Below are 23917 nucleotides of genomic sequence, written 5' to 3' on the forward strand. Positions count from 1 at the left end.
TTTAATATTCTTAAACAAAGCAAATTATACACTTTAAAATCAACAAAAATGGACTTAAAAGGTAAAACAATATTGATTACTGGAGGTGCTTCAGGAATAGGTTTAGAATCTGCAAAACAGTTTTTAGCAGAAGGTGCCAAAGTAATTATCACGGGAAGAAACAATGAAAAGTTGGATATTGCCAAAAGGCTTTATCCGCAAATAACTGCCATTCAAAATGATGTTGCCGATGCTGAACAAGCGCAACAACTCTACACGCAAATAGAATCTTTGGGCGGAATTGATATTCTTTATAACAATGCAGGAGTTGCAAATCCGACAAATAACTTGGCCAAAACAAACGATAAAATTACTGAAATGGCAACTTACGAAATGAATATTAATTATCTGGCAATTGTCAGATTGAACAATTTATTTCTTAAAATGCTTCAAAGCCGACCAGAGAGCGCGATTATCAATACCACTTCTGTATTGAGTTATGTCCCATCAAATTTAGCTCCGACATATTCTGCTACCAAAGCGGCACTTCGTTTCTATACTGCTTCTCTAAGAAGTCATTTAGAAGTAGCTAAAACCAATGTAAAGGTCTTCGAATTATTACCTCCGTTAGTTGCTACAGAAATGGCAAAAGGCATCGATGCTAAAACCATAACGCCAGAAACGCTTGTAAAAGGATTAGTGGACGGAATTCATAAAAACAATTACACCATTCGCGTAGGCGATACAAAAGTGATTTATTTTTTAAGCCGATTTTTTCCAAAAACTGCTTATAAACTAATTAATCCTTTGAAAAATAGCATCAAATTATCAGCATAAATAACATCAATATGGAAAATAAAAGATTACTGTTTCTTCAAAGTTTTATTGGAAAACATTTTACTGGCAGCCCCTCGCCTTTTGCACATTGGTTAAACGGAAAAGTGATTTCTGTAGAAGAAAAAGCAGTTCAGTTTGAGTTTGAAATCAGAAAAGAGATGACCAATCCAGTTGGAATGCTTCACGGAGGCGTTACCGCAGGAATGATTGACGATTGTATCGGAGTAAATTTTATGGTTTTAGGATTAGAAAAATTCTATCCGACAATCAATTTATATATAGATTATTTTAATCCTGTTTTCGAAAATCAAACCGTTATTGTTACTACGAAATTGGAGAAACTTGGCAAAACAATCATTAATATTAAAGCAGAAGTTACCAATAAAAACACTTCGAAAATTGTGGCGCAAGCAAGTGCTAATTTAGCTTTGAGCGATTTTAAAATTCCAAGTTAAAATGCCTTTGAAAGAAAAAAGCTTTGTCAAAGTTCTAAACTTTGACAAAGCTGAAACCCATAATCTTGTCATTTCGACGAAGGAGAAATAATAAACTACAATTGGAATTTGGAATTTGGAATTTAAAAAATTGAACAATTTACTCTTCATACATTTCCATCCACAAACGAGTTTCTTCCAAATCCAATTCTTTTTCGATTTTACGGAATATTTCTTCGTTTACAGAACCAAACTTATGCATGGATTCAAGTTTTGCTCTTTCTACATTTAAAAGGTCAATTTGAATCTTGGTGAACTCATTAAAAATTTGTCCGCCTAGCACTTTTCCATTTCCAAAAAAGTTAGAAGGAAGCTCCGTTTTTTGTAGTCGGTTAAATTTTACTTCGTATTTGCTTTTAATATTATGCAGTAATTCATCATCTAATAATGAAAAGTTATCTTCAATATGGGCAATTGTTTCAGAAACAATGACATTTCTAATATTATATTCTTCAGCAAGTATCGAATAACGCTCAATTTTTAATTTCTTGATAAGCCAAGGAAGTGTAAGACCTTGAATTACTAAAGTTGAAAGTATTACACAGAAAACTAAGTATATAATTAAATTTCGAAGCGGGAATTCTTCTGTTTTGTTCAACATTAGCGGAAGCGCTAAAGCCGCTGCCATAGAAACCACACCACGCATTCCAGACCATCCAAAAATGATCATATTTCGATAATCGAATTCTTCCTTTTCACGAATCTTTTTACTCAACATTCTTGGAATAATCGTTGCCGGAATAACCCAAAGGAAACGCACCAAAATAACTACAAAACTAATCACAGCTCCCCAAATAAGTAACGAATTTCCAGAGTAATTGCTGATTCCATCAATAATTTGTCTTAATTGAAGTCCGATCAAAATGAAAATTAAACCGTTCAGAATATTATTTAAAACATCCCAAATGGTATTCGTCATAATTCTACTCTCATGAGAAAAAATAGTTCCAGATCTCGCCGCTAGAAAAAGACCCGTTGCTACAACTGCCAAAACTCCTGAGCCTTCAAAATGTTCTGCAATTAGATAAGAAGCAAATGGCGTTAATAACGTTAGTGTTACTTCAATAATATCATCGCAGACAAATCTTTTATGGATATAATACATAATGTAACCAACTGCCAAACCTATTGCGATACCCAACACTGACATTAAAACAAAGTTTAGGCCTGCTTGCCATAAAACAAAATTTCCAGCCGTAATGGCCATAAGAGCATATTTATATGCCACAAGACCACTTGCATCGTTTACTAAACTTTCTCCTTCAAGAATAGCAATTAATCTCGGGTTAAGTCCTAAACCTTTTGTAATAGCCGTTGCTGAAACTGCGTCGGGTGGCGAAACAATTGCACCCAATAAAAAGGCTAACGGCCAAGAAATATCATCTATAAGCCAATGTGCTACAACAGCAACTAATCCTGTTGTAAAAAAAACCAAACCAACGGCTGCTAAAGTTATTGGTCGAACAGATTGTTTAAAGTCGGACCAGCTTGTATGCCACGCCGCATGGTATAACAACGGCGGCAGAAATATTACAAATACTACTTCTGGACTTAAAGCAATAACGGGAAGTCCTTGAAAAACACTAATAACAACCCCACATAAAACCAAAACAATCGGAATTGGAAAATTATATCTTTTACTAACAAGGCTCAGAAAAGCTACGCCGAAAAGCAGCATAATGATTACGGTAATATTCTCCATTTATTTGGTGGTAATTATTGGTTTTGGATTATAAATTGTCGGCACTAAATTACTATTTTATGACAACTTAATTTTCATCGGCTACAAAAAAAAAATGACAAGATGTGCCTTTGTCCATGTGAAGAAATAGTATAAAAAGTAAAACCTGTATGAAAACGATTTGAGCAACAATAAAAAAGCCGAATCTCAATTTTAGATTCGGCTTTTCGTATTTTTTATGATTCACAACTGCTGCAAGAAACAAGACTCGTAACCAATTCTTTAGAAACACTCTGGCTTCTTTGGTAGTACAAACTCTTAACTCCCAATTGCCAAGCTTCGATCATTAGCCTGTTTACATCTTTAATCGCTAATTCTGCTGGAATATTAAGATTTAAACTTTGCCCTTGATCTACAAATTTCTGACGAATTCCGGCTTGCTGTACAATTTCTAACTGGCTGATTTCTTTAAATGTTTTAAAAACATCTTTTTCAGTTTGACTTAATTGTTCCATATGCTGAACACTTCCTCCGTTCAGCATAATTCCTCTCCAAACTTCTTCATTATCTAAACCTTTTTCTTCTAGTAATTTTTTAAGGTATTTATTTTTACGCATAAAATTACCTTTACTCAATCCAGCTTTGTAATAATTACTGCTGAAAGGTTCGATTCCTGGAGAAGTTTGTCCTAAAATAGCAGAAGATGAAGTTGTTGGCGCAATTGCCATTGTGGTTGTATTTCTTCTTCCGTAACCTTTTAGCAATTCTGGTTCTCCATAAATTCTAGCCAAATCCTGACTTGCTTTATCAGCTTTATCGCTAATATGTTTGAAAATTTCTGTTGTTTTCAATTTTGCTTCCATTCCTTCAAACGGAATCATATTTTTTTGAAGATAAGAATGCCATCCTAAAACTCCTAAACCAAGTGCACGGTGTCTTTTTGCAAATTTATTAGCAGCAGAAAGATAATAATTGCCTTCTGTTTTTTCTATAAATTCCTGTAAAACGGCATCCAAGAAAAAGATTGCTAGTTTTACTGCTTCAGTATCTTTCCATTCGTCATATAATTCTAAATTCATAGAAGAAAGGCAGCAAATAAATGATTCATCTTGAGTAGATGGAAGCATAATCTCACTGCATAAATTACTTGCATTGATTCTAAGATTCTGATCTTTATAAACTTGCGGTTTGTTTTTATTTACGTTATCACTAAAGAAAATATAAGGCAAACCTTTTTGCTGACGGCTTTCTAAAACTTTAGCCCAAACTTGTCTTTTTTCTGCATCGCCATCAATCATTTCCTGCATCCAATAATCTGGAACACAGATTCCTGTAAACAAGTTTTGAATCGGGTTTCCGATACTTTTTATTTTCAAAAACTCTTCGATATCTGGATGATCAATATCTAAATAAGCGGCAAATGCACCACGACGAACTCCACCTTGTGAAATCGTATCCATAGCTGTGTCAAAAAGCTTCATAAAACTTACCGCACCACTACTCTTTCCGTTGTCTGTTACAGCACTTCCACGTTCGCGCAGTTCACCAAAATAACCAGAAGTTCCACCTCCAATTTTGGTCTGCATGATAACTTCTCCTAATTTATGTGTAATTCCTTCAATCTTATCTGGAACGTGAACATTAAAACATGAAATCGGAAGACCTCTTTCTGTTCCCATATTGGCCCAAACTGGCGAACTGATACTCATCCAGCCTCTTTCTATCATTTCCATAAAAGACTCTTTCAATTCTGGTTTGTAAAGTCTTTTAGAAGCAGCCGTACAAATTCTATCAATTGCACCTTCTACTGTTTCACCTTTCAAAAGATAACCGCGGTTTAAAATCTGCTCACTTTCAGAGTTTTTCCACCACATTTTGGTATCGATTGGTTGTTCAAAATTATTTACTGGGTTTGTGTCTATCGTATTCATATGTATGCTGGGCTTGTATTAAAAAAGATCGTTTGCTGTGATACTTTTATCGTGTTTTGTGTATTCTACTGGACGTTTAGCAAAGAAATCGTCTAAACTGTTAGCAAAAACTTCTTCTTCGAACCAAGTCATTTTTGAATATTCGTCTGGAGAAACATTAAAAATAGTTTCAATGTTGATTTGTTTCAAGCTTTCGTCAATTCTAAATTTCATGAAGTTTACCAAATCTTCTTTATTGATAGTTTCTACTGGACCATTTTCGAAAATCCAATCTAAAATATCTGCTTCAACAGTAATTGATTCTTTTACTGTTTCTCTAATTAATTCTAAAGTATCGGCATCAAAATATTCTGGAAATTCTTCACGGATTTTATTGATGATATAAATTCCGCCATTGGCATGAATCTGTTCGTCGATTGAAGTCCAAGCGATAATATTGCTCACATTTTTCATATATCCTTTGAATCTTGTGAATGACAATAAAATAGCAAACTGGCTAAACAATGAAACGTTTTCAATTAAAATACTGAATAAAATCAGCGAGACCATATATTTTCTGTTATCCTGAGATTTAGTGTCTTTCAATACATTCGAAAGATAATCTACACGTCTGCGAACCACAGGAACGTCTAACAATCTCTCAAATTCGTCATTATATCCTAAAACTTCCAATAAACGAGAATAAGCTTCAGAATGTCTGAACTCACATTCTGCAAAAGTTGTCCCTAATCCATTAAATTCTGGTTTTGGGAAATGTTCATATATATTACCCCAAAAACTTTTTACAGCTACCTCAATCTGTGCAATTGCCAATAAACTATTCTTAATGGCAGTTTTTTCTGCTAAATCTAAATGAGCATGAAAATCTTGCGTATCGGCAGTAAAATCTACTTCTGTATGTACCCAATAAGCTTTATTAATCGCTTCTGTAAACTGGAGAACCTCTGGATATTCAAAAGGTTTATAATTGATTCTTTTATCGAAAATTGACATATATATAGAATTTTAAGTGACATGTTTTGAACTGAAAATCGAGCGCTCAATTGAAGGAGGTATTAGCGTGTTTTTCAATTAATACAAATTTAACCTACAGTTATTCTTTTGTCCAGTTTTAGATGTTAAAAATCCTATCAATTATCAACAGTTTGAAAACTTCAAAAACGAGTGATTTTGGAAATTTTATCAACAGGAAAACAATGTCTTCTAATTCGCAATGAACTAGCATTTTCCCTAAAATTAAAATGAAGTTATCAACAAAAAAAGAAGTCCATTTTTGGAGGAGAATTAAAAACAGTTATCAACAGTCGGTTTTAGAAAATTGAAATTTTAGATTCGATTTCGGCTAAAAAAAACGTCATCTATTAATAATTATTCTAAATAGTGTTTTCTCGTTTTTTGCAGGATTAGAAGTTTAACTTTTTTAAAAACAAAACATTACGAAAAAGATCATTCTGGTTATCTTTCTAAATTTCATTAAAAGAGCTTAAAAAACATTTTGTTTAACGCCATTTTTTTTCAAAATAATTTTAATATCAAAAAACGTTCGAAAAAGTAAAACTGAGTTCTAAAGTTGTTCATTTTTAAGAATGAAATAGCAGAAAAAACAAACTTGTTCTTTTTACTTTTCTATCAAATAAAAATGTTTAAAAATAGCGTATAAATACCTGAAAAATTATTTTAGGAATAATTTAACTTGCGTTTAAAACTCAGAAAACATAATTAAATTTTAACATCTAAAACCCCTCAAAAAGATGGCAGGAAAATTAAAAAATACTATTTCAGGTAATGTAATTAAAAATCAACACTTTAAAATCATTACTAACTCATAAATATTATTTTTTATTAACTTTACTATAGAACCTCACCCTGCCAAAACGAATTTAATGTCTGCCAAAAAAGTATTTTTTTTTATTTTATTCTGTTATGCATTTGTTACCAATGCGCAAAAACTGCAAATTGAGACTTCAAAAAACGAGCTCAAGAATATTGAATCGATTCTGCTTCAAGAGAAAAATTTTGGAACAGATACAATAGCTTTAAGTAAATATCTTGCTCCTTTAAATAAAATAACCAAATATCAGAGTATTTACAAAGGCTTATTAGCAAACGGATATAGCAACTATTACAATAGACGCAACAAAACCTCTGAAAACTATTATTTAAATTCTATTCAAAAAGCAAAAGATTCACATTCTATATCTTTAGAAATTTGGACAAAACTCAACTACATTAACTATTTATATTTTTATAGAGATTATATCACTCTTACTCCTTTTCTGTTGGAAATAATGGAAAACATTGAACCACTTCCTGCGAAAGAGATCGTAAATGCCGATGAAACTTACAAAAGAATTGGCTGGATTCTACAAACATTTGGAGATTACGATAAATCACTGCATTATTTAAAACTTGCCGAAAAACAAGCCGTAAAAAATACTTCTGAATATGCTTCTATACTTAATTCTATTGGATTAAATTATTTATACATTAAAGATTATAAAATGGCTTCCCATTATTTGAATGAAACGGCTAAAATGGCTAAGCTAATTCATGATGATGTAAGATACGCTAAAGCTTTAGGAGACTTAGCAACTGTTAGTCAGCAAAATGGCGATTTTGAAACGGCAATTGCTTTCTTAAAAAAAGATATTCAAATTTCTGAGGAATATAAAAGTGATCAGAATACAATGTATGCTTCTATTCTATTGGCTGAATTATTTTTGAAAAAGAATCGTCTAGAAGAATCTTTAGAATTTCTAAAAAAAGCTGAAAATATTGCCGTAAAAAAATCCTATTTCAAAAAATCGGAATTACAGATTATTAAGCTGAAACTAAAAATATTGCAACAAAAGAATTCTGTAGAAAATGAACTAAACTTAAGAAGACGAATGGTCGCCATTGAAGATTCGCTTCAAAAAGAAGACGGTGACGTGGCTATTAATCAAGCCAATTGGATTATTGAAAAAAACAACTATCAACAACGCATCGATAAAGAAAAATACAAATATGAAGCAACGCTAAAAAAATTCTATATCATTATAGTAACAATGGTGGCTAGTATGGTTCTTTTGATTTTCGTGTATTTTATAAAAAAGAACAATGACAGACAATTGCAATATGATGAGAAAGTAAAAGCTTTAGCATCCGAAAAAGCAAAAATGGAACAAAATGTTCAGGAAACCTTAAAATCTCAAATTGAATATCTAAAAGAGAAAAACGTTCAAATAAAAAATCTAAAAAAAGAGATTGAAAACATTCATGACTCTTCTTTACATTATTTAGAAAGAAGAAAAGGAAAACTTAATGCCTTACTTCAATCGCATGCTATGACAAATGAAGAATGGGCAGCTTTTAAAAAAGAATTCCAAAAAGAATTACCAAGATTTTATGCCTTATTACAAGATGATTTTCCAACGATAATTGGACAAGACAAAAGACTACTATTGCTTCAAAAACTTGATTTCAGTAATAATGAAATTACAGAACTTTTACAAATGACAAATGAAGACATAAAAGAATCAAAACAAAAATTGAGAGAAATACTTGGAGACAAATTCAAAGTTCTTTTTGGTCGCTTTTCTTAAAATGAATCTCAGATAAATTGGTTGCTTGAACGGCATTAAATTAAATAAAAATTAAAATCAGCTTAAGGCATTCTTAATTTTTAGAAAATCTGCACTAAAATTCTCTTTTTACGACAATTTATTCTTGATTTAAAAAGATTAATTTTTACATTTGCTTTATTTTTATTTATTCTAAATAGATAAAAATAATTCCTCAAAAATAAATTAATCTTGTACAATTCAATAACCATAAATTATCGAAATATGAAAAAGAATCTTTTCGTTTCTTTTGCATTTGCTGCTAGCTTATTTGTAAGTGCACAGCAAAAAAACTCATTGCTAGATGCTACATTCTGGAAAAACACTCCAAATGTTGAAACTGTTAAAGCAGAAATAGCAAAAGGAAATAACCCTTCGGAAGCAAACATAAATGCATTTGATGTTACCACTTTAGCGATTAATAATGACGCTCCTTTTGAAACAATCAAATTTTTAATAGATCAGCCAGGAAATTCAATTACAAAATTGACTCACGATAATCGTATTTATTTACACTGGGCGGCTTACAGAGGCAATACAGAATTGGTACAATATTTAATTGGCAAAGGTTCTGATGTAAACTTTGAAGACAGCCACGGAACAGCTCCAGCTGATTTTGCTGCTTCAAACGGACAAGCAAATCCTGCCATGTATGATGCGTTTTTTAAAGCTGGTGTAAATCCAACAAAGAAATATGCAAACGGCGCTAATCTTTTACTTTTGGCAATTGCTTCAGATAAAGATTTAAAAGCTGCTGAATATTTCTCAACAAAAGGAATGTCCTTAAAAGATGTTGATAATGATGGAAATACTGCTTTTTCTTACGCAGCAAGATCTGGAAATATCGCTCTTTTGAAAAAACTTCTTGAAAAAGGAATCAAACCAACGGATAATGCGCTTTTGATTGCTGCGCAAGGAAGCCGTAGAGAAACTAATACAATTGAAACTTACAAATATTTAGTCGAAGAAGTAAAAATTAAAGCTACAGTTCAAAACAAAGCGGGGCAAAATGTATTACATATTTTGGCTGGAAAACCAAATCAGACAGAAATTATTAAATATTTCTTAGCTAAAGGAGTAGATGTAAATAAAGCTGATAAAGAAGGAAATACACCAGTAATGGCTGCTGCTTCTGCTAGAGAAACGGCTGTTTTAGAATTGTTTCTTCCTGTTGCAAAAAACATTAATGCGCAAAACCTAAAAGGAGAATCTGCTTTGACAAGTGCTGTTAGATACGGAACTCCAGAAGCTGTAAGTTTACTTTTAGCAAAAGGCGCTGATGTAAATGTAAAAGATAAAGATGGAAATAATTTAGGCGTTTATCTTGTGCAATCTTATCGTCCAGCTGGAAGAGAAAAAGTAACTACCGACCCTTTTGATGCGAAAGCAAAATTACTTCAAGACAAAGGATTGAACTTAGCAACAGCACAAAAAGACGGAAATACTTTGTACCATTTAGCAATTACAAAAAATGATGTTTCACTTCTTAAAAAAATCACAGATTTAAAAGTTGACATCAATGCTAAAAACAAAGATGGTTTAACGGCTTTGCATAGAGCTGCCATGACTTCTAAAGATGATGCAATTTTAAAATATCTTGTTTCTGCTGGAGCAAAAAAAGAAATCAGCACTGAGTTTGACGAAACGGCTTATGCTTTAGCAAAAGAAAACGAATTGCTTAGCAAAAACAACGTTTCTGTTGAATTTTTAAAATAAAAACAATTAATAAATCAATACTTGAAATTCCAAATTCCAAACGCTATTTTTGGTATTTGGAATTTGAATTTTGGAATTTAAATTACCAATCAATACAAATAAATTTTTATGAAATCAATATTAAAAATTGCTCTTACAAGCGCTTTTATCTTTTTACTTTCTTTTCAAACTCAAGCACAAGCAAGCAAATACAAATGTATGCTTCAAATGAACAACTACATGGGCGAAGGTGCTTATATCGTAGTTTCTTTAATTAATGCAAATGGTGAATACGAAAAAACACTTTATGTAATGGGTGATGATAAAAAATGGTACAAATCTTTAAAAGAATGGAATAAATTTCACACTGCAAAATCAGATGATATTAGTGCAAAAACGGGTGCTTCTGTGACTGGTGGAGATCGTAGTGTAACGACTATCGAAATTGAAAATTCTAAAATTAATAAAGGATATAAATTACGTTTTGAATCTGCAGTTGAAGATCAGAAGTATTATGTGAGCGATCTTGAAATTCCGTTAACAACTGAAGGTCTTGCAGAAAAAACAGATGGTAAAGGTTATATCAAATATGTAAGACTAAACAAAATATAATCTTAAATATATTATTTATTAACTTTCATAAGTATAAATTCTATTTTTTTATGCTTAAAATTGAAAACTGAGCTTTGTCAAAGTTGTAGCTTTGACAAAGCTTTAAATATTTTAATACATTACTAGAATAAATTCAATGACTCTTTCTTTTTGGCGTTATGCACACTTGGCTTTGGCCTTATTTTCTTCTGTTTTTTTGCTTTTGGCTTCGGTAACCGGAATTATTCTGGCAGTCGATGCGGTTCAGGAAAAAACACTTCCTTACAAAGCAGAAAATTTCAATAAAATAACTTTAGGTGAAACACTTCCTATTTTAAAGAAAGCCTATCCTGAAATTACCGAATTGAGTGTAGATTACAACCAATTTGTTACGTTACAAGCAATCGATGCAGACGGAAATGATGTAAATGCATACATTGACCCAAAAACTGGAAAGACACTAGGAACTCCAATTAAAAAAACCGAATTCATTAAATGGATTACGAGTTTTCACCGTTCGTTATTTCTTCATGAAACAGGACGTTTTTTTGTGGGTGTAATTTCATTTTTTTTATTACTAATATCCATTTCTGGATTTGTGCTTGTTTTAAAAAGACAGCGTGGCATTAGAAATTTCTTTTCTAAAATAATCAAAGAATATTTTGCACAATATTATCATGTGCTTTTAGGAAGATTGGCTTTAATTCCAATTTTAATTATTTCGTTTACAGGAACATATTTATCGTTAGAGAGATTTAACTTTTTTATGGGTGAAGAAAAAGCAAAACCTGTAAAAACAGAACTTTCGGCGAAAGCCAAAACCACTTCTATTTTTAAAACAACTTTATTGTCTGATGTAAAGAAAATCGAATTTCCATTTACAGATGATCCTGAAGAATATTATATCATCGAATTGAAAGACCGTGAAGTTGAAGTAAATCAGGTAACTGGAACTGTTATTTCTGAAAAGCTTTCTCCGATGACGGCTCAATTTGGTGCTTTAAGTCTTGATCTTCATACGGGAAGAATTAATGGAATTTGGGCAATCATTTTAGCAATTGCTTGTCTTAATATTTTGTTCTTTATTTATTCTGGTTTTGCCATTACATTGAAAAGAAGAGCGAGCCGAATTAAAAATAAATTCAAAGCTAGCGAAAGTACTTTTATTCTTTTGGTTGGTTCAGAAAACGGGAGTTCTTTTAGATTTGCCAATGCCATTCAGAAACAACTAATTAGCCACGGACATAAAGTTTTTATTAGCGAATTAAATAAGTTTACAGCTTATCCAAAAGCAGAACATATTGTTGTTTTTACTTCAACGCACGGTTTGGGAGATGCACCTTCGAACGGAACGCAGTTTAAAACATTATTAGAAAGACAAGATCAGAAACAGAAAATCAACTTTTCTGTAGTTGGTTTTGGTTCGAAAGCTTATCCAGATTTTTGTGGATTTGCTATTGAAATCGATCAGCTTTTACAAAATCAAACTTGGGCAGAACGTTACTTAGATTTACAAACTGTAAATGACAAATCGGCTGTTGAGTTTGTAGAATGGGTTAAATTATGGAGTGCTAAAACAGATATTTCGTTAGCTACTACTCCATCGTTGTACAATCATGTTCCGAAAGGGCTTCAAAAGTTAATGGTTTTAGACAAAACGCCAATTTCTGAAACAGAACATACTTTTATTCTAACGCTTAGAGCTAACTCGAGAGCTAAATTTAGTTCTGGTGATTTGTTAGCGATTTATCCAGCAAACGATTCTAGAGAACGTCTTTACTCTATCGGAAATCATTCTGGAAATATTCAATTGGTTGTTAAACTTCATCCTAACGGATTAGGTTCTGGATATCTAAATAATCTAGAACCAGGAAATACGATTAAAGCAAGAATTATTAAAAATCCAAGTTTTCATCTTCCTAAGAAGGCTTCAAAAGTGGCTTTTATTTCTAACGGAACAGGAATTGCGCCTTTCCTCGGAATGATTGAACAGAATAAAATTAAACAGGAACTGCATTTGTATAGCGGATTCAGAATGGAAACTCCAACTTTAATGGCGTATAAAAAGTTTGCGTCTATTATGATTCAAAAAGAACATTTGGATAATTTTCATGTGGCGTTATCTCGTGAAGCCGAACATATTTATGTAATGGATTTGATTAAAAGAGATGTTTTATTTTTTGCTAATTTATTGAAAAGAGATGGTGTTATTATGATTTGCGGTTCTCTTGCTATGCAAAAAGATGTTGAAGCTATTTTGAGTGAATTGCTTTTAGAAAAAGGCTTGAAAACACTTGAAGATTATAAAGCAAATAAGCAATTTTTAACGGACTGTTATTAATGGATAATTGTGAATTGTGAATTGTGAATTGTGAATTGTGAATTGTGAATTGATACTATAAATATTTTGCTCCGCTGGAGCATATCAAAAATACTTTAAAAAATTATTTTTATGTATAAATCAATTGCATACAAATACTTATTTCTTTTTTTAATACTACAAAGCTTCTGTTGTAATGCGCAAGTTTTACGTAAAAGAACCACTCTTTTAATGGGCGGGAGATTTGACATTAGCATTGTAGATAAAGATTCTCTTTCTGCGGAACAAAATATCAATGTTGTTATTGAAGAAATTAGCCGAATTGAAAGTTTAATATCTGATTGGAAACCCAATTCGCAAGTTTCAGAAGTAAATCAAAATGCGGGAATAAAACCTATACAAGTAGATCGTGAAGTTTTTGAATTAGCAAAAAGAGCCATAAAACTTTCTGAAATAACCAATGGTGCATTTGATGTGAGTTTCGCTGCCTTAGACCGCGTTTGGAAATTTGACGGATCTATGACCGAAATGCCTTCGGCGGAAGCCATAAAAAAATCTGTTGAAAAAGTAGGTTACAAAAATATTATTTTGGACAGTATCAATTCGACCATTTTTCTAAAACTAAAAGGAATGAAAATTGGTTTTGGCGCTTTAGGCGAAGGATACGCGACCGATAAATGCCGTAAAATGATGCTTGAAAAAGGCGTTCAAGCGGGAATTATAAACGGTTCTGGCGACATGAGCACTTGGGGAAAGCAACCGAACGGGAAAGATTGGAAAATCGGAATTACAAATCCGTTTAAACCTGAAAAATTGATTGGAACTGTTCCGCTAAAAGAAGGTGCGGTTACTACTTCAGGCAATTATGAAAAGTTTGTTGTTTTTAACGGAAAACGTTATTCACACATTATAAATCCTGCAACTGGATATCCCGCAACGGGTTTATGCAGCGTAACCGTTTTTGGTCCGAACGCCGAAACCGCCAACGGATTAAGCACTTCTATGATGGTTTTAGGTCAGAAAGAAGGCTTGCTTTTATTGCAAAAATTTCCTGAATATAGCTGTCTAATGATTACGGATAAAGGGAAAGTGATAAAATCAAAAAACTTCTCTTACAAATTGTAAATTGTTATTTATCTTTTTCTTTTGAAACAAAAAATATTCGCAAAGAGATATTTAAGCTAAGAATGATTTTAATCTCACAAAGACGCCAAATCTCAAACCTTAAATTTTGAATTGCCTCCAGCTTTAGCTGGAGGCAATTCATTTTAACAAATCGAATTATCAAATAAAACTTTGCGACTTGGCGTCTTTGCGAGATTAAAAAAATATATTTTAAAACACATTCCGCAGCTACTTCTACCCAAGCTTCGGGACGCTCAGAAAGACCAATTTAAAGATCAAAACTTAACAATTCAACATTAACAATTGATCAATAATTATTAGAATTAGCATTAAAAAAACATTAAAATACATCTACTTAATTCTAATAATCTTCTAATTACTTTATTTAGATTAAATTTAAATTATCATATAAGTTTGCAGACCAATAATCAGTAAACTAATATATGAGAATTTTTTACTCTCTTTCTCTCCTTTTTATGATAACCATTTCTGGTTGGTCTCAAACCGGAAAAATTACAGGAAAAGTAACCCTTGGACATACAGAAAATGCTTTTGGAGCAGCAGTTCAAATTAAGGGAACAAAAATTTATGTTGTCGTTGATGCAGACGGGCAATATGAAATAAAAGGACTTGCTTATGGCAGTTACAAATTAGAAACTTCCTCGATGGAGGCAAAACCTAAAATGATTGACGTTGTTGTGAATAAACCGACACAACAGATTAATATCGATTTAGAAAAAATTACAGATGCGAAGGCGCTTAAAGAAGTCAAAATTGAGCGAAAAAGTTTCAAAAAAGATATTACCGAAAAAGGCTTTGCAGTAAATGTTATTGAAACGCAAGAAGCGGCAAAAAGAAATCTTCAAACCAACGATTTATTAGATCGTTCTGGTGGTGTTAGAATCAGACAAAATGGAGGTTTAGGTTCTGCGGTAACTTACAACATTAATGGAATGTCTGGAAATGCGATTAGAATTTTTATTGACGGAGTTCCGATTTCAACCTATGGTGCTTCATTTAGTTTAAATAGTATTCCGCCTGCTTTAATTGAAAGAATTGAAGTTTTTAAAGGAGTGGTTCCGGCTTATTTAGCAGATGATTCTCTCGGTGGAGCTATCAATGTTGTATTGAAAAAAGGAGCAAAAAACAGCTTAAATGCTTCGGTTTCTTATGGTTCATTCAACACTGTACAATCGAATGTAAATGCAACTTTCAGAGACAAAAACGGATTTACCATTAAAGCCAACGCTTTTCAAAATTACTCCGACAATGATTATGAAGTTTGGGGAAGATTTGTTTACAATATCGCACCAAACGGACGTTACGAATACATCAGAGCCAAAAGATTTGAAAGTATGTATCGTTCTTTCGGAGGAAGATTGGAGGCTGGATTTACAAATGTAGATTGGGCAGATAACTTTTCTATTAGTTACAATGGTTCTCAAGATTACAACCAGATTCAGCATGGGCAATACATGACGAAACCTTATAAAGGTCGTTTTAGTGAAGCTATGGCAAATGTGATTTCATTAAATTATAATAAGAAAGATTTCATTATTAAAAATCTTGACTTTTCTGCTGTTGCGGTTTACAGTCATAGAAATGACGTGATTAATGATACGGTTAAATGGAATTATAATTGGAACGGCGAAAAAGCACTTGGTTTATACGGAACACCAATTTTAAGCAATACTGGCGCACAACAAGGAGCTCCGACGATTAATCATATGAAATCGGACATCTTCAATACTCGTGCAGGTTTAACGTACAACATTACAGAAAATCAAAGAGTAATGGTGAATGTTATGACGTATATTTTAGATCGAAATGATCTGGATGAAATGTTACCAGAAATTACTAGAAATTTCATTGTTACAAGAGATTTAGCCAAAACAGTTTCTTCTTTTTCTTACGAAATATCTGCTTTTAAATCTCGCTTGAGAGCCAATCCTTTTGTCAAAAATTATAGTATGAAAACCGAACAAACTACTCCAACTGTTGTAACAGAGAATGGACAAAGTGTTGTTAAAGAAAATATTCTATCAAAAAGAATTAATTACACAGGTTATGGTTTCGCTGGTTCTTATGCGCTTTTTCGTGACGTAATGTTCATGTTTTCTGCTGAAAAAGCAATCAGATTACCAAATGAAAATGAAATTTTCGGAAGTCCAGGTGAAAACATTATAAGCAATCCTAATTTAGGTCCTGAACAAAGCAATAATTTCAATGCCGGTTTCAGATTTGGACCTTACGACCTTAACAATCATAAAATCACTGTTTCAGGAAATGGATTTTGGAGAAATACAAAAGGTAAAATTGTACGTCAGATTAGTGATCGTTTAAATGAAGCAATACAGGCATCTCCTTTTGTCAATTTAGGTGAAGCGCAATCTGTTGGTTTTGAAACTTCTATTCAATACACATACAACAATCGCTTTTTTGCTGGTATGAATCTTTCTAAATTCAATTCATTATACAAAGACAAATACGATGCTAATGGGAACATTTTGGTTCACTACAACAAACAATTGCCAAACGAACCATATTTCACCATCAATGGAAATCTTCAATATAACTTTAGAAATGTAATTCAAAGTAAATCAGAACTTAATCTTTATTACTACTGCGGTTATGTCGCACCATTTTATACTTCTTGGTTAGAAGTAGACAGAACTACAGCGCAATTTCCTCAAGATTTAGGATTAAGCTATGTTTTTCCAAATAAGCAGTTTACGGTAAGTTTTGATGCCAGAAATATTCTAGACGAGCAGGTTTACGACAACTTTGCCGCGCAAAAACCGGGAAGAGCTTTTTACCTGAAAGTTAATTACAACCTTAATAAATTTTAAAATCAATAAATAACTAATTTTTAAATGAAATAAAAATGAAAAAGAACACATTTAAATTATTTACCTCAAGCTTATTATTTGGTGCATTAGCGCTAAGTACAGCTTGTAGCAGCGACGATAATAAAAGTGCAGATCCAGTAAATCCAGTAACTGATGGTCGTTGGATTACTGTAGCTGGAGCTTTAATGCAGACTGATCCAGGTGATGGAAATGGAGGAACAAGAGTTTATGCTATTAGTAAAGAAAATGCTATTGACCCAAACTTTTCTGTAGATGTTTATGCAAATGGTTCTCCTGTACAATCTAGTAGAACAGCTCGTTTGCAATCTTCTGTAGACGGAAGCACACTTTTCAATATCACGTATACAGGTGCTAATGGAGGTGAATTCATGACATACAAAGTAAATGGCGGAAGCAATTTTGCTGAATCTACAGCAAAAGTTAACATTTCTCAATATGCTGGAACTTCTCCAAGATGGGTAAAACTTTTTGACGGAGATAAAACAGGTGTAGCAGTAAACGTTGCAACTCCAGTTGTAAGCACTAATGAAGATAAAACATACAAAAACACAAGAGGAATTGCTACTGTTCTTTCTTTAGATATGCAGCAAACTTTAATCTCAGCTTACAAACAATATCAAATCCCTTTAACTCCTGAAGAAGAGGCACTTGGTCACCACATTTTCCGTTTAGATGCTCCAACATTAAATAAAGCTGGAAACAAATTAATTATCGGAACTTGGATGCGTAAATCAAATCCAGCAAACCCTGCAACAAACGAAAGTTCATTTACTCGTTTAGGATCTAAATCTGTTGTGGTTGATTACCCTTCATTAGAAAATCCAAAAGTAATTACTTCAACTGTAGGTTTTGGTGATACAAGCGGATACAGAAGTTTCAATAGCTTCGTAGCTACAGATGGAAACATTTACCAAGCAACGCAAAGAGATACTCAAAAAGGTTCTTATATCTTAAAAATCAACCAAAGCAACGAATATGACAATTCTTATGTATTTAGTTTAGATACAGCTTTAGGAATTAAAGGTTCTTACATCGATGCTTGGAGATATGTTGGAAATGGAATTGCGTATGCTGTTTACACTTACGAAGGAACAAGCCAAGGTTTCTTAGCGAGATTAGACTTAAATGCAAAAACTGCTACAAAAGTTGAAGATATCGCTTACGATGCTGACTTAGATTTCGGTCAATATCAAGGTTTTGTTGTTGACGGAAACAACTTCTACATCGCTGTTACTCCAGTTGGAAAAGATGGTAACATCTACGTAATTGATATTCCAACAGGAAAAGTTACTAAAGGTGCTAAATTAGTTAACAAGCCAGGAAACCACTATATTGGGGTATTCTAAAAAATATACAGTATGATTACAAACTGTATGTAATTCATCACTTGAGTTTTTTTTTAATTGAACATTCCGCTTCTATTTATAGCAAGCGGAATGTTTTTTTATACTCCAGTTGGCAAAATTTAAACACATAGAAACATAGATGTTTATTATTTGTTTAGGTTACAAAAAAAGCTAGCTTTCACACATAGTCCCGAAGCTTCGGGATGCATTTAAATGAGTGAAACGCCTTTTTAGAAGCCTGTAGAACTATGTCTCTATGTGTTAAATTAAATTTCGCTCAAAAATTATAATTAGAATTTTGAAGCAAATTCTTTTGCAAAATCTCCTAATTTGATTTTACCTTGAACTTTTCCATCATTTTTCAAGAAATCTGCTGCAATAGTTTCATTTCTTAAGCCCGTTCCCATTTCGGTATACAGACCGGCCATTTCTTCTGGAACTCCAGCTTGTGTCATTCCGCCAAAATATTGTTCATCTGTAAATTCAACCCAAGGAAGTTCTGGTTTAGAAATCGCGTTTCCAAATGCTTTTACAATTTCTGAAGGCGTTTTAACATCACTAATTATGTAGCGAATTTTTTGCCCTTCTTGTGATTTTTGCAATTCTTCGGCAGCAGCCCAAGCAATATCTTCTGGATGTACCAATGGAATACGGTTTGAAGCTGGAAAATTAGCTCCCATAATTCCCGCTCCTTTTATCATCGGAATATCATTAAAGAAATTAAAGTAGAAATAACCCGCTCTTAAAAACGTAATAGAAGCGTCTAATTTCTCGTAAATCTTCTCAATGTTATACAAACCCGCAATCGGTCCATTTCCTGTCGGTAAATCTGCGCCAATACTACTTAACATCACAACTCTTTTAATGTTGGCAATCTGAATCGCTTTCACGAAAGCGTTACCTGCTTCAGTCGTATTTTGAATAATATTTACGCCACCCATATTTGGAGGAGTCATAGCAAAAAGTGCATCTGCATTGGTGAAAGTTTTAGAAAGAAAATCAGCATCGCTAACTGATCCTATTGCAGCTTTTGCGCCTAAATTTTCGATTGCCTCTTTACGATCTGCATTGCTACTAATAACCGTTACATCGTGTCCCGATTTTACTAATTGAGCCGTTAAAGGCTTTCCGATATTTCCTAGTGAACCTGTAATTATAATTTTCATCTTAAAATGTTTTTTTATTTAACATTACAAAGGTATCTTTGTACTTACTTTTATACAAGTACTTACCCTAAAGTATGTATCATGACAGCAATTAAAGAATCGTCTACAATTCAGGAAAACAAGCAATATGCCTTAGAAAAATGTCCTGTAACTTTTGTTATGGAGAAAATTGGAGGATATTGGAAACCTATTATTCTCTATCATTTATCGACTGGAGATAAACGCTATAGCGAATTAAAAAGAGCTATTCCGGCTGTAACAGAGAAAATGCTTATTCAGCATTTAAAACAATTAGAAGCCGATGGTTTGGTTATTCGTGAAGCGAAACCTGTTGTGCCACCTTTTGTAACTTATAGATTAAGCAATGCAGGAACAGGACTTTTACCTGTAATTGATGCAATGGCTTCATGGGCTTTTAAAGTAAAAGACGGTATCCACAACATTTAATAGATACCGCCTTTTTTCAAACAACAAAACTTAACTAACTAACTAACTTACTTTTGACTGAAAATGACTTGGTTTTAATTTTGTTTAATAAAAACCAAAGCCTCTTCGTAATTGGCAATTTGTGTGAGTGCATTATAAATGTATTTTGATACTAATGCTCCTCCATCTGAATTAATCAGATGGATATCGTCATCGGGAGTGTGATATTGCGGATGTCCGCCTGTGTGAAAACCAACCGCAGAAATGGATTCTTTATAAAAAGAAACATGATCTGAACCGCCTACATCGCCAGCATGAATTACTGGATTTAAACCACTATTTTCTTGTAGTTTTTTCATTAGTTCAACTCCGTTTGGGAAAGTTCCTGCACCGCCCATGTAAAGTTCTTTTTTATCATTTAGTCTTCCAACCATATCCATATTCAGCATGACTTTTACGGCTTCTTTTGGAACTGGCAAATGATTGATGAAATACTTTGAACCCAACAATCCTTCTTCTTCTCCGCTAAACGAAATAAAAATAATACTGCGTTTAGGTTTTACTTTTTGTTTTGAAATTTCTTCTAAAATGCAAAGCAAAGCCGAAACTCCCGAAGCATTATCATCTGCACCATTATGAATGGCAAAAGCTTCTTTCTTTTTACTTCCTGAACCTTGTCCGCCCCAACCCCAATGATCGTAATGTGCGCCGATAACAATGTATTCGTTCTTCAATTTAGGATCTGAACCTTCAATGAAACCTAAAACATTTTGCGTCGAAACACTATCCGATTTCATTTTATTGATTCCTTCTTTTACAAAAAGCTTAAAAGACTGATAATAAGAACCATTGAATTCTTTTAAACCATATTTTTTAAAATTTTTCTTAATGTAAGATGCCGCATCATTATTTCCTTTTGTTCCTGGAAAACGCCCTTCTAATTTATCGGAAGACAAATATTTATCGTGTTTGTAAAAGGTTTTCGACATTTGTGCATTCACGAAAGTGGGACAAAAAAATACGCCTAAAAAAAGATACTTTAGAAATTTCATATGATAATTAAAGGCTAATTTCAAAAGAAGTATGTTTTATATATTTTCTATCATAAGTATACAAAACATGTATTCTTTTGTCGGTTGTTTGGATAATTGCTGGATAACTAAATTCTCCTTTTTCTTCTTTTTCTAAATCAAATAATTTTGACCATATTAATCCGTCTTTAGAATATTCAACGTCTAAAATATTTCGTCCATTAAACCAGTCTTTTCCAATTGGAAGCGGATTGTTCACCAATAAATAAAGGTTTTTATTGATAGTTAAAGCATCAATTCCTGAATTCGAGTTGATAACATTTATTTTGCTAGTTCTTATCCAGCTTTTACCATTATCGCCAGACCAGCTCGAAACCACTCTATTGTGTTTACTACGAGATAACATCTGAATATCACTTCCACCGTGCACTAAAAATGTCGGCTGAATAACATCAAAATTTTGATTGTTTTCTACTTTTATTTTTTTCCAAGAATCTGTCGCTTCTGTATATTCTTCAACATGTACGCGCCATTCGTCTGTATTGACACTTTCTGTGCTACTTCCGCATAAAATTACGCCAGGAGTAGTTTCGATTGGTTTATTTCTAATTGGACCTAAAATTCCGTCCGGAAGATATTTTGGTTCTCCCCAGGTTGTTCCATTATCTTTTGAAACAATCATAGCGCCAAACCATTCTCTCGGATTTTTTCCAATTTTATAAAACAAATACAAATTCTGGCTTTTACTTTTAAAGAGCACTGGATTCCAGCAAGGCAAAGTATCTCCGTTTTTTATTAAAGGCTGAATTAATTCTTTTGGTGCTGACCATTTTTTGTCTTTATAAGCCGAAATATAAATTCCAACATCTTTTGCACCTTCATATTTTCCTCCAAACCAAGCTGCTAAAATTTCGTTTGGTTTGTATTCTACTAAAGTTGAAGCATGGCTATTGGTAGTTACTGGCGGATCTGCAATATAACTGCTTTCTATATTAACTGCTTTTTGAGCCTTAGTTGCAATCGAAAAAAGAAAAGCAACTAGTAATACTGCTTTAGTATATTTTGTTTTTAAAATCATTGTATTGTACTGAAAATTAATATTGTTTTGTTATGAATTAAAGTTGGGGCAAAAATTCACTGACTTTTATATAAAACAAAAGGAGAGTTACCTCTCCTTCTGCTCAAGTAACAAATCTTTTGATCTTTTACTTTACCAAATTAATTATTTTGTGTCCCACCAAAGTCTAGTTCCACCTGTATCTGGACCGCCTAATTTTACGATTCCATCTTCAACAGCAGCTTTGTTTGACGAGTACTCATTTGTAGTATAAATAATTCTCTTCAATAGAGATTTACCAACTCCAGCATCATTATTATCTGTGTTTAAAACTGGGTAAATTACTTTAGCATCGCTTCTACGTAAATCTGCCCAAGCTTCCCAAGATTCTGGGAAAATTGCTAAGTATTTTTGAACCGCAATCTGTGTACGCTGATTAGCAACTGTTGCAGACCAAGCTACTGGTAATTTAACTGGAATATCTTGTAAATCTAATGTTGGATAAACTGTTAAAATGTTTGGTAATGTTGGCAATGTTGAACCGTTGATGTAAGCATTAACTGCAGTATTATCAGTAATTCCCCATTGTGCAAGAGATAATCTAATACCTGTTTCATACAAAGTTTTAGCATCTCCGCCCATGTTCCATCCATTTAAAGCTCCTTCTGCTCTACTCAAGTAGTTTTCAGAAGCCATAAAGATTTCGATGTTTTTAGTTTCACTAACCGTATTAGCAGAACCATTACCCATGATATCATTATTAAATTTAGAGAACTCTGTAGTACCAAATTGATCTTCTAAACCTCCAACTGGGTTACCTCTGTATACTCCAGAAGCGATTGGCGCAAACCATTTAGATAAGCGTGGATCTTGGTATCCTACTAAGATACTTTCCATAGAAGCAGTCATTACATACCCCCAGCTGTTAACAATCATGTTTAAGTTGTTTGGTGTAATGTTACTTGCTTTAAAGAATGCACTTTGATCGTTTGTTTGCATAACTCCTGCAGCAACAGCAGCTTCTGCTTGAGTTTTAGCTTTAGCTGGATCTTTATCAGAAATTCTTAAAGCTAAACGTAATCTTAAACTGTTTCCAAAAACTCTCCATTTGTCAACACTTCCTGCATAAACTCTATCGTTTGGAGAAAGAGACGCTACAGTAGTTGTTGAGGTAGATGCTAATGTTGCATTTGCTTCGTCTAACAATTTGAAGAAATCTTCGTAGATAAATTCTACGCTATCATAAGGAACTTTTTCTTTTCCGTTTCCTGCTTCAGTGTAAGGAATTGGTCCGTATGCATCAACCATTTGGTTGTACATAAAAACTTTCCAGATTTTAAGAACAGCTGTAGCTTCAGCATTACCTTCAGATGCTACTAAAGCATTTTTCAATGCAGGTACAGCAACTGTGTAAAATCTCAACCAACCTCTACCTTCGTAACCATTTACGAAAGCATTTCTTTCTGTTCCATATCCACAGTTTAAATAGTGAATGAAAGTTGAAGATAAAATACCTGTAGCAATACCCCAAGTACCTTGATCATCTACACCTGGAGAAGAATAAGATCCATTGTGAATACCTGCGTATAAAGCAGATGCGAATGAAGGACCCGCCAATGTAGCATCTAACTGGTCTTCAGTCAATGAATTAGGATCTTTGTTTATTTCATCAAAGTCGCCAGTACAGCTTGATAAAATCGAAACTGCCATTAATGCAACTCCTAATGTTTTTATTTTAAAACTATATTTCATGATGTCTCTTTTTT

The 23917-nt window shown here is 33.0% G+C and carries 17 protein-coding genes; 10 read left to right on the forward strand and 7 right to left on the reverse strand.

From position 1 onward, the window contains the following. The first annotated feature begins 48 nt into the window (after positions 1–48). Both HNP35_RS10955 and HNP35_RS10960 read left to right on the forward strand, forming a co-directional pair. Positions 49–816: an SDR family oxidoreductase gene (locus tag HNP35_RS10955; protein ID WP_184161458.1), complete on the forward strand. Its 768-nt coding sequence runs from the start codon at positions 49–51 to the stop codon at positions 814–816. Between the two features lie 11 nt (positions 817–827). Beyond that, the gene (locus HNP35_RS10960) at positions 828–1271 is read left to right on the forward strand and encodes a PaaI family thioesterase (RefSeq protein WP_184161461.1); all 444 of its coding nucleotides are present in this window, start codon (positions 828–830) and stop codon (positions 1269–1271) included. Positions 1272–1410: 139 nt separating this feature from the next. Here HNP35_RS10960 and HNP35_RS10965 read toward each other — a convergent pair whose 3' ends face one another. The 3 genes from HNP35_RS10965 to HNP35_RS10975 all read right to left on the reverse strand — a co-directional run bounded on the left by HNP35_RS10965 (position 1411) and on the right by HNP35_RS10975 (position 5915). After that, positions 1411–3012 (reverse strand): Na+/H+ antiporter, encoded by a 1602-nt coding sequence (locus HNP35_RS10965; RefSeq protein ID WP_184161464.1) that lies wholly within the window; start codon positions 3010–3012, stop codon positions 1411–1413. A gap of 215 nt (positions 3013–3227) precedes the next feature. After that, entirely contained in the window at positions 3228–4922 is a 1695-nt protein-coding gene (locus HNP35_RS10970; RefSeq protein ID WP_184161468.1) for a ribonucleoside-diphosphate reductase subunit alpha, read from the reverse strand. A gap of 18 nt (positions 4923–4940) precedes the next feature. After that, positions 4941–5915 carry a ribonucleotide-diphosphate reductase subunit beta gene (locus tag HNP35_RS10975; protein ID WP_184161471.1) on the reverse strand — a complete coding sequence of 325 codons (975 nt, stop codon included), beginning with the start codon at positions 5913–5915 and terminating at the stop codon, positions 4941–4943. An 890-nt stretch (positions 5916–6805) separates the two neighbouring features. Between HNP35_RS10975 and HNP35_RS10980 the strand changes: the two genes are divergently transcribed. The 7 genes from HNP35_RS10980 (at position 6806) to HNP35_RS11010 (ending at position 18471) form a co-directional block, all read left to right on the forward strand. Then, the gene (locus HNP35_RS10980; RefSeq protein ID WP_184161474.1) at positions 6806–8506 is read left to right on the forward strand and encodes a tetratricopeptide repeat protein; all 1701 of its coding nucleotides are present in this window, start codon (positions 6806–6808) and stop codon (positions 8504–8506) included. A gap of 243 nt (positions 8507–8749) precedes the next feature. Beyond that, a complete protein-coding gene (locus HNP35_RS10985; protein ID WP_184161477.1) occupies positions 8750–10240 on the forward strand; it encodes an ankyrin repeat domain-containing protein in 1491 nt (496 codons plus the stop codon). A 108-nt stretch (positions 10241–10348) separates the two neighbouring features. Then, a complete protein-coding gene (locus HNP35_RS10990) occupies positions 10349–10831 on the forward strand; it encodes a DUF2271 domain-containing protein (protein WP_184161480.1) in 483 nt (160 codons plus the stop codon). A gap of 136 nt (positions 10832–10967) precedes the next feature. Then, complete coding sequence (locus HNP35_RS10995) at positions 10968–13151, forward strand: PepSY domain-containing protein (RefSeq protein WP_184161483.1); 2184 nt, start codon at positions 10968–10970, stop codon at positions 13149–13151. 111 nt (positions 13152–13262) lie between these two features. Then, positions 13263–14255 carry an FAD:protein FMN transferase gene (locus tag HNP35_RS11000; protein ID WP_184161486.1) on the forward strand — a complete coding sequence of 331 codons (993 nt, stop codon included), beginning with the start codon at positions 13263–13265 and terminating at the stop codon, positions 14253–14255. A gap of 443 nt (positions 14256–14698) precedes the next feature. After that, positions 14699–17104 carry a TonB-dependent receptor gene (locus HNP35_RS11005; protein ID WP_246453471.1) on the forward strand — a complete coding sequence of 802 codons (2406 nt, stop codon included), beginning with the start codon at positions 14699–14701 and terminating at the stop codon, positions 17102–17104. 35 nt (positions 17105–17139) lie between these two features. Further along, positions 17140–18471, forward strand: coding sequence for a hypothetical protein (locus HNP35_RS11010; RefSeq protein ID WP_184161489.1), 1332 nt, complete (start codon positions 17140–17142; stop codon positions 18469–18471). Between the two features lie 290 nt (positions 18472–18761). On the opposite strand, the gene HNP35_RS11015 is transcribed toward HNP35_RS11010, so the two are convergent. After that, positions 18762–19637, reverse strand: a complete 876-nt coding sequence (locus HNP35_RS11015) for an NAD(P)H-binding protein (RefSeq protein WP_184161492.1) — start codon at positions 19635–19637, stop codon at positions 18762–18764. Positions 19638–19718: 81 nt separating this feature from the next. Between HNP35_RS11015 and HNP35_RS11020 the strand changes: the two genes are divergently transcribed. Further along, the gene (locus HNP35_RS11020) at positions 19719–20084 is read left to right on the forward strand and encodes a winged helix-turn-helix transcriptional regulator (RefSeq protein WP_184161495.1); all 366 of its coding nucleotides are present in this window, start codon (positions 19719–19721) and stop codon (positions 20082–20084) included. 74 nt (positions 20085–20158) lie between these two features. On the opposite strand, the gene HNP35_RS11025 is transcribed toward HNP35_RS11020, so the two are convergent. The 3 genes from HNP35_RS11025 to HNP35_RS11035 all read right to left on the reverse strand — a co-directional run bounded on the left by HNP35_RS11025 (position 20159) and on the right by HNP35_RS11035 (position 23903). Next, positions 20159–21052, reverse strand: a complete 894-nt coding sequence (locus HNP35_RS11025; protein ID WP_184161498.1) for a M20/M25/M40 family metallo-hydrolase — start codon at positions 21050–21052, stop codon at positions 20159–20161. Positions 21053–21122: 70 nt separating this feature from the next. Beyond that, positions 21123–22172 carry a sialidase family protein gene (locus HNP35_RS11030; protein ID WP_184161501.1) on the reverse strand — a complete coding sequence of 350 codons (1050 nt, stop codon included), beginning with the start codon at positions 22170–22172 and terminating at the stop codon, positions 21123–21125. Between the two features lie 144 nt (positions 22173–22316). Next, complete coding sequence (locus tag HNP35_RS11035) at positions 22317–23903, reverse strand: SusD/RagB family nutrient-binding outer membrane lipoprotein (RefSeq protein ID WP_184161504.1); 1587 nt, start codon at positions 23901–23903, stop codon at positions 22317–22319. Positions 23904–23917 lie beyond the last annotated feature (14 nt).

This window comes from Flavobacterium notoginsengisoli, from assembly GCF_014207905.1.
GTDB lineage: Bacteria > Bacteroidota > Bacteroidia > Flavobacteriales > Flavobacteriaceae > Flavobacterium > Flavobacterium notoginsengisoli_A.